The sequence below is a fragment of the Frateuria sp. YIM B11624 genome, from assembly GCF_049727805.1.
Classification (GTDB): domain Bacteria; phylum Pseudomonadota; class Gammaproteobacteria; order Xanthomonadales; family Rhodanobacteraceae; genus Frateuria_A.
In genome coordinates this window covers 1-8,009 of sequence record NZ_JBCNYA010000057.1, presented here as the reverse complement: position 1 = coordinate 8,009, position 8,009 = coordinate 1, and the positions used below count along the sequence as shown (strand labels likewise).

Annotated in this window: 5 protein-coding genes; 3 read left to right on the top strand and 2 right to left on the bottom strand. The window is 66.5% G+C overall.

Going from position 1 to position 8,009, the window contains the following annotated elements:
• The coding region (locus tag AAIL17_RS18085; RefSeq protein WP_424684222.1) for an efflux RND transporter periplasmic adaptor subunit at positions 1–474 on the bottom strand (474 nt) is incomplete at its 3' end.
• Positions 475–623: 149 nt separating this feature from the next.
• On the opposite strand from AAIL17_RS18085, the gene AAIL17_RS18080 reads away from it, so the two are divergent.
• Positions 624–1,583 (top strand): LysR family transcriptional regulator, encoded by a 960-nt coding sequence (locus AAIL17_RS18080; protein ID WP_424684221.1) that lies wholly within the window; start codon positions 624–626, stop codon positions 1,581–1,583.
• Positions 1,584–1,667: 84 nt separating this feature from the next.
• Here AAIL17_RS18080 and AAIL17_RS18075 read toward each other — a convergent pair whose 3' ends face one another.
• Positions 1,668–2,465, bottom strand: a complete 798-nt coding sequence (locus tag AAIL17_RS18075; protein WP_424684220.1) for an undecaprenyl-diphosphate phosphatase — start codon at positions 2,463–2,465, stop codon at positions 1,668–1,670.
• A 263-nt stretch (positions 2,466–2,728) separates the two neighbouring features.
• Here AAIL17_RS18075 and glnA point away from each other — a divergent pair, with 263 nt between their 5' ends.
• Both glnA and AAIL17_RS18065 read left to right on the top strand, forming a co-directional pair.
• Positions 2,729–4,138 (top strand): type I glutamate--ammonia ligase, encoded by a 1,410-nt coding sequence (glnA, locus tag AAIL17_RS18070; protein ID WP_424684219.1) that lies wholly within the window; start codon positions 2,729–2,731, stop codon positions 4,136–4,138.
• 606 nt (positions 4,139–4,744) lie between these two features.
• Positions 4,745–7,894, top strand: coding sequence for a TonB-dependent receptor (locus tag AAIL17_RS18065; RefSeq protein ID WP_424684218.1), 3,150 nt, complete (start codon positions 4,745–4,747; stop codon positions 7,892–7,894).
• Positions 7,895–8,009 lie beyond the last annotated feature (115 nt).

Genomic DNA, 8,009 nt, shown 5'->3' with positions numbered 1-8,009 from the left:
GGCCTGCGCCTTGGCGCTGGCCGCCGCGGTGGTCAGGCGGTCGGCTTCCTGCGTGGAGATTGCATGCTGCGCCAGCAGCTTCTTCGCGCGCTCGGCGTTCGATTCGGCCAGCTTCTGCTCGGCATGCGCCTGGTTCAGCGTGGCGGCGAGCCGGTCGACTTCGGCCTGGTAGGGCCGCGGGTCGATGGTGAACAGGAGTTCGCCCTTGCGCACCCGCGCGCCTTCCTTGAAATGCACCGCGGTGACATAGCCGCTCACGCGCGGATGCACTTCGACCGTGTCCACGGCCTGCAGGCGTCCGGTGAAGGCATCCGTATCGCTCACCGGCCGCACCAGCGTTTGTGCGACGGTGACCGCGGGCGGGGGCGGCGTACCGGCTTCCTGCGCGTGGCTTTCGCCGTGGCTGCCGAGCACCGCCCAGCTGCCGGCCGCCACCGCCACGGCCAGGCTCAAGAGGATCCATCGCTTTTTCATGCTGTGCTCCCGGGTTCGAAATTAGTGCACCGATCGGTACTGGATCGGCGAGGCCCGGGAGAATAGGTATACTTGCTGGTATAGAAAACCGCGATGTGGTGCAATGCAATAGTGACGACGAGTCACGAATAACCCTGGAGTCGCCTCCAATGGAAGACTTTGCAGCAATTTCCGCCTTCGTCCGAGTGGTCGAGGCCAAGAGCTTCGCGGCCGCCGCCGCGCAACTGAACATGACCCCGTCGGGCGTCAGCCGTGCGGTGTCGCGGCTGGAGGAGCGCCTGGGCGCGCGCCTGCTGTTCCGTTCCACCCGCTCGCTGCGGCTGACCGACGACGGCGCGGTGTTCCACGCCCGTTGCAAGGACATCCTGGCTGACCTGGCCGAAGCCACCGAGGCGCTGGGCTACGCCAACCGCAAGCCGATCGGCAGGCTGCGCGTGGGCCTCTCGCTGGCGGTGGGGCGCGCGGCGGTGATCCCGCGGCTGACCGAATTCGAGCAGCGCTACCCCGACATCCGGCTGGAACTGTCGATGAGCGACCTGCCGGCCGACATGAACGGCGAGGGCATCGACTGCGCCATCCGCGTGGGCGAACTGGAGGACTCCAGCCTGATCGCGCGCAAGATCGGCTACCTGCGCAACGTGGTGTGCGCCTCGCCCGAGTATCTGGCCCGCCACGGCGCGCCGCGGACGATCGAGGACCTCAAGCAGCACCGCTGCATCAACTACGTCTATCCCAACGGCCGTCCGCGGCAGTGGATGTTCGACGGCGCCAACGGGCCGATCGCCGTGGACGTCGAAGGCCATCTGCTGATCAACGACGCCGAATCGGTGATCCAGGCGGTCGCTGCGGGGCTGGGCATCACCCAGGCGCCGCACATGATGATCGCCTGCATGCTCGACCTGGGCAAACTCGAACTGGTCATGACCGACACCCGTTCCACCGGCAAGCCGGTGTGGATCGTCTACCCGCAGAAGAAGCACCTGTCCGCACGCGTGCAGGCCTTCATCGAATGGGTACGCGAGCTGTTCGAGCGGACCAATGAGCCGCAGTTCCGGCTGCCGGCGCGCCCGGCCGGCAAGGTGACGCCACAGGTTGCAACGCTGGCCTGAGCGGTGTTTCAGCTTGTCCGGCGTCGGCCGCGGTCATGAGGCGTCCGGCGCCAGTGGCCGCACCCGGCAGGCTGGCCGGATGGCTCAACCGCCGGCGGGCAACCACAGCAGCAACGCGAGGCCTAGTGCGATACGGTAGATCGCGAACGGCGTGAAGCGGTGCGTGCGGATGTAGCCGAGCAGCCACTTCACCGCGGCGAAGGCGACGATCGCCGAGACCACGAAGCCGACGACGAGCGCGCTCCAGTCCTCGTGCACCGCACCGCCGTTCTTCAGCACCTTCAGCAGCTCGTAGCCGGTCGCCGCGTACATGGTCGGGATGCCGACCAGGAAGGCGAATTCGGTGGCCGCGGCGCGGTTGCTGGTGCCGGCCAGCAGCGCGGCGAAGATGGTCGCGGCCGAGCGCGAGGTGCCGGGGAAGATGCCGGCGAGCATCTGCGCGATGCCGACCAGCACGGCCACCGTCCAGGTCACCTCGCGCCGGTCCGGCTGGCGTGCCGCGACCGCCTCGGCGCCGAGCATCCAGAAGCCGCCGATGACCAGCGCCCAGGCGATCGGCGTGACCGTGTCGGGCAAGGTAAAGCCGCACTTCACCGCGATGAAGCCGAGCACCGCGGTGATCAGGAACGCCACCGTCAGCTTGGCCAGATAGTCGCGGTTGGCCGGATCGCGCCATTGGGTCAGCAACTGCCACAGGCGCTTCCAGTAGATCAGCGTCACCGCCAGGATCGCGCCGGCCTGGATGCCGATATTGAACAGGTCCGAGCGCTGCCCCAGCCCCAGTTGCTCGGCGATCAGCAGGTGGCCCGTCGAGGAGATCGGCAGGAACTCGGTGATGCCCTCGATGATGCCGAGCAGGATGACGCGGATCAGGTCGCTCACTAAGGACTCTCCGGCGATGCGTAAAGCGGCATAGCTTACGGGGAAGCGGACAGGGCGGCGTGAGCGTTCATTGCTCCAAACAGGTGCAATGGATGGATGGAACCGGTGCAACTGGACGCCCGCAAGCGGCCATCCTGCGCGGCCGATCCGCGCCGCGGCGCGCCATGGCGGCCTCTTCCGGCGGTGCGCCCCGCTTCGGGCACCGCTGGCATGCGCATTGCAACAACGCGCGCATCCCATTCACCGCTCCGAGGCTTGCGCCCATGACCGCCCAGAAAGTGCTCGACCTGATCGCCGAACACGACGTCGAATTCGTCGACCTGCGTTTTGCCGACATGCTCGGCAAGCACCACCACGTCACCTTCCCCGCACACGCCATCGACGAGGGCACGTTCGAGGACGGCAAGATGTTCGACGGCTCCTCGATCCCGGGCTGGAAGGGCATCAACGAGTCGGACATGGTGCTGCTGCCCGATCCGGACACCGCGCACCTGGATCCGTTCTCGCAGCACAAGCAGCTGATCCTGCACTGCGACGTGCTCGAGCCCTCGACCATGCAGGCCTACGGCCGCGATCCGCGCTCGATCGCCAAGCGCGGCGAGGCGTTCCTGAAGTCCACCGGGATCGCCGACACGGCCTTCTTCGGTCCGGAGCCGGAATTCTTCATCTTCGACTCGGTGCGCTGGCAGAACGACATGGGCCGCGTGTTCTACGAGATCGGCTCCGAAGAAGCCTCGTGGAGCTCGCGCTACAAGTACGAGGGCCAGAACACCGGCCACCGCCCGGGCGTGAAGGGCGGCTACTTTCCGGTGTCGCCGGTCGACTCGCTGGGCGACCTGCGCGCGGACATGTGCAAGGTGCTCGAATCGCTCGGCCAGGTGGTCGAGGTGCATCACCACGAGGTGGCCAACGCCGGCCAGTGCGAGATCGGCGTCAAGTTCAACACGCTGGTGAAGAAGGCCGACGAGCTGATGACGATGAAGTACGTCATCAAGAACGTGGCGCACCAGAACGGCAAGACCGTGACTTTCATGCCCAAGCCGATCGTCGGCGACAACGGCTCGGGCATGCACGTGCACCAGTCGCTGGCCAAGGACGGGCAGAACCTGTTCGCCGGCGAGCTGTACGGCGGCCTGAGCCAGCTGGCGCTGTGGTATATCGGCGGCATCTTCAAGCACGCCAAGGCGATCAACGCGTTCGCCAACTCCACCACCAACAGCTACAAGCGCCTGGTGCCGGGCTTCGAGGCGCCGGTGATGCTGGCCTACTCGGCGCGCAACCGCTCGGCGAGCTGCCGCATCCCGTACGTGTCCAGCCCGAAGGGCCGCCGCATCGAGGTGCGCTTCCCCGATCCGATGAACTCCGGCTACCTGGTGTTCACCGCGCTGATGATGGCCGGCCTGGACGGCATCATCAACAAGATCGACCCGGGCGCGCCGGCGGACAAGGACCTGTACGACCTGCCGCCGGAAGAGGAGAAGAACATCCCGCAGGTGTGCGCGAGCCTGGACGAGGCGCTCAACGCGCTGGACAAGGATCGCGAGTTCCTCAAGGCCGGCGGCGTGTTCACCGACGACTTCATCGACGCCTACATCGAGCTGAAGATGAAGGAAGTGACCGCCTACCGCGCCAGCACGCACCCGCTGGAATTCCAGATGTACTACGCGATCTGACCGCCCGGAGCTGCGGCTCCCCAGGTCATCCGAACAGCCCTGCCGGGCGACCGGCAGGGCTTTTTCATGTCCGCAGGAAAATCCGAACCGTGGAGGTTTCTCCGGCCCGTGCGGCGCTTCCCGATCCGGCGTTCACCCGACGGTTACGCGCGGTCCGACCCCGGGACGAGCCCCGACACGAACTCCCGCAAGGCTTCGCAGGCAGGCTCCGCCTGTGGGACGGCGTTCGCCCGCCTGGAACCGGCCGGATCTTCCATCACCTTGTCTTCACGTCGGCCGCCTTTTAGTCGGACGCCACGGCGCAGGTAGGCGGACAGGCGGTCCGCGGCTTCAGCTCCCCTCGCCGGAACACCCCGGGGAAGAAAACCACGGCTTCGAGCACCCAATCTGCACCCGAAATTTGGATCGATCCAATGTTTCCAGGAGGCGACAGCCGGCAAGAGCACGACCACGCGAGGGGGATTACCGCGCCATTTCGCGCCCGTACCGGACAACGCCAGCCGGTGGGGCAGGAGCAACGCGGCCAGCCGTCTTCCGATTCCGCCAAACGCGGATGAGCGGATCCGAGTCCGCCGGAAGGACGCACACCAAATGGGGATCACACCAATGACGCATCTGCCACACGTCTTTACCCGCAAGCCGCTGTACGCCGCGCTCGTCGCGGCCACCTTGCCGTTCGGCGCCTGCCTGGGCCTGCCCGGGACGGCCGCCGCGCAGACCGCTCCGGCGGCCGCCTCGACGACCGCGCCGCCACCGGCGACCGACGGCGCGCAGGCGAAGAAGGCGGACAAGCAGCAGGCGACCAACCTGCAGGCGGTCATCGTCAGCGGCTATCGCCAGTCGATCAACCAGAACATCCAGGACAAGCGCGACTCGAACTCGATCGTCGAGGTGATCAACGCGCAGAACATCGCGCAGTTCCCCGCCAAGAACATCGCCGATGCGCTGGCGCACGTGCCCGGCGTGGTCATCACCCGCGAATCCGGCGAAGGCAAGACGGTCAGCATCCGCGGCCTCGCCCCCGAGCTGACGCTGACCGAGTTGAACGGCAATTACGTGGCCTCGGCCGACACCTCGGCCGGCCTGACGCGCTCGTTCAACTACACGCTGATGCCGGCCAACATGTTCTCCGACATCAAGCTCTACAAGAGCCTGGAAGCGCGCCTGGACGAAGGCGGCATCGGCGGCAACGTGGACCTGCGCACGCGCCGTCCGCTGGAGATGGCGGCGAACGACGGCTTCGTGTCGCTCACCGCCGCCGGCTCGGACAACAGCAGCAAGATCACCCCGCAGGGTTCGGCGCTGTGGTCGTGGAAGAACAAGGACGAGACCTTCGGCATCCTGCTCGCCGGCACGTACCAGAAGCGCCGCGACGTCGACTACACGGCCAACGCATCGAGCTGGCACTGGTGGGCGGACAACTGTTCCGACATCACGACGTGTGCCCAACCGCCGGTCAACGTGCGCGGTCAGCCGTACGACAGCAGCGTCGCTTCGAACATCGACCTGTGGGGGAACGGCGTGGTCGACCAGGCGGGCAACCCGTATTCGGGCTACTGGATGCCGCAGCAGTTTTCCACCAGCCGCAACCAGCTCGACCTCAAGACCAAGGGCGCCCAGGCCACCCTGCAATTCAAGCCCTTCGATCACCTGCTGCTGACCGGCAACTACTTCCGCTTCCAGCGCGAGCAGTCGCAGATCACCAACACGCTGGAGATCCCCGAGTGGGGCCTGCCCAACGACAGCGATTTCAGCAACCAACAGGGCCGGCTGCTCGCCCCCGGCGGCCTGACGTTCGATCCGTCGGGCACCGTCGTCACCGGCGCCAACTACGTGCTTCCGCCCGCAGGCCAGGGCTGCAATTCGACGACCAACCCCGTCACGGGCGAGCCGCGCCAGGCGGTGGACGTCTGCTCCACGGAGATTCCGTGGCTCAACGGCAACTACTCGGTCGAGAAGGCCACCTCGCAGACGGCCAACCTCATGGGCGAATGGGACAACGGCGGCGCCCTGAGCGGCTCGTTCAACGTCGGCCGCACCTGGGCCACGGGTGGCCCGTCGATCGAACTGGGCATGGCCGCCAAGCCGCGCAACTTCGTCAACGGCCAGTGGGTGGACGGCAGCAACGGCGCCGCGTGGACGATCAACGGCCGGCCGACCATCACCGCTGCGCCCGATGTGCTTGAGAACATGCTCGCCGGCGCGGGGCAGGTGGACCTGGGCTCGACCGGCTCCAACATGGTCAACACCGACACCTCGCAGAACTTCGCGCAGGCCGACTTCACCTGGGCCTTCGACAGCGGCTGGGTGCAGTCGCTGCAGTTCGGCGTCAAGTACCGGAAAAACCATGCCGAGCAGCAGAGCAATGAGGTGCGCTGGTACTGCAAGGGCACCACGCTGCAGTTCCAGACCTGTGATCCGACTGCCGGCCAGCTGCCCGCGGACTTCCTGTTGCCGAACATGCTCGATGGCAGCAACGACGCCTACAACGACAGCATCTTCCCGGCGATCAACTACCCGGCCTACTACAACTACCTCAACGCCACCTACGACCGGACGATCTACAACCGCCCGCAGGACACTTCGTCCATCGACGAGAAGATCTCGGCGGCCTACGTGCAGGCGAACTTCGACACCGGCTCGCTGCGCGGCAACGTGGGCCTGCGCTTCGTCAGCACCCAGCAGGACATCACGGTCGCCAACCAGATCACCACCAACAACGCGGTGTACTACCACGACGCCGCGGGCAACATCCTGATCTGCCCGGCCAGCGGCGTGAACGCCGGCGGCGGGCCATGCGCGCCGGGCGACTTCCAGTACCTGCCGCGCGAGCAGTCGGTGATCGAGACTTCCGCCAACGACTCCAGCAGCAAGCGCTACAACAAGCTGCTGCCGAGCTTCAACGTCGCCTGGACCTTCGCCGAGGACTTCGTGCTGCGCGCCGCCGGCTCGCAGGCGATGGCCCGCGCCAACTACACCGATCTGGCCCAGCTCGGCAGCCTCACCAACAACACCCAGGCGTACTACGACGACCGCAAGCAGTTCGGCGCACCCCCGCCGGGCTGGTACGGCAGCGGCGCCAACCCGGACCTGAAACCGTTCACCGCCACCCAGTTCGACCTGGCCGGCGAGTGGTACTACGCGCCCGAGTCGGTGGTCGGCCTGGACCTGTTCCAGAAGAAAGTGAAGAACTTCGTCGTGCCGGTCACCGTCAACAACATCATGGTGGACGTCGGCGGCACGCCGACGAACTTCCTGCAGTACAGCACCAACGCCAACGGCCGCTCGGGCACGTCCAAGGGCGTGGAGCTCTACACGCAGCACACCTTCAAGTCGGGCTTCGGCTACATCGCCAACTACACGCTCAACAAGACCAACGAAACGCCGGTCTCGCTCGGCGACACGCAGGTCGGCAAGTCAGAGCTGATCGGCAGCGCCAAGTTCGCGGCCAACGTGTCGCTGTTCTACGAGAAGAACGGCCTTCTGCTGCGGGCGACCAGCAACTGGATCGGGCGCACCATGCAGGGACTCGCGGCGGGCCTGCCCATCTACACGCGGCCCTACCACCAGATCGATCTGAACGGCGACTACGAGTTCAACAAGCACCTGATGCTGACCGCGTCGATCATCAACCTGACGCGCGCCATGCCGCGCTCGTACCTGGGCAGCGATACGACGGCACGGCTGAACCAGCTCGAGTACGCCGGGCGCCAGTACTACCTGGGCCTGACCTACAAGTTCGGCGCCGACGACTAGGCGAACGCGCGCGGGCCCGGCACATGCCGGGTCCGCGCGCGGGCGTCTTGCATCCTCGATCGTCGTGCCGGGGCCGGGACCCGCACGGCGCAGAACGCCACAGCTCGTGGAAAAC

Bases quoted from the DNA above. Each gene is read 5' to 3' on its own strand.
- AAIL17_RS18080 (WP_424684221.1), top strand. From the start codon at position 624: ATGGAAGACTTTGCAGCAATTTCCGCCTTCGTCCGAGTGGTCGAGGCC.
- AAIL17_RS18065 (WP_424684218.1), top strand. From the start codon at position 4,745: ATGACGCATCTGCCACACGTCTTTACCCGCAAGCCGCTGTACGCCGCG.
- glnA (WP_424684219.1), top strand. From the start codon at position 2,729: ATGACCGCCCAGAAAGTGCTCGACCTGATCGCCGAACACGACGTCGAA.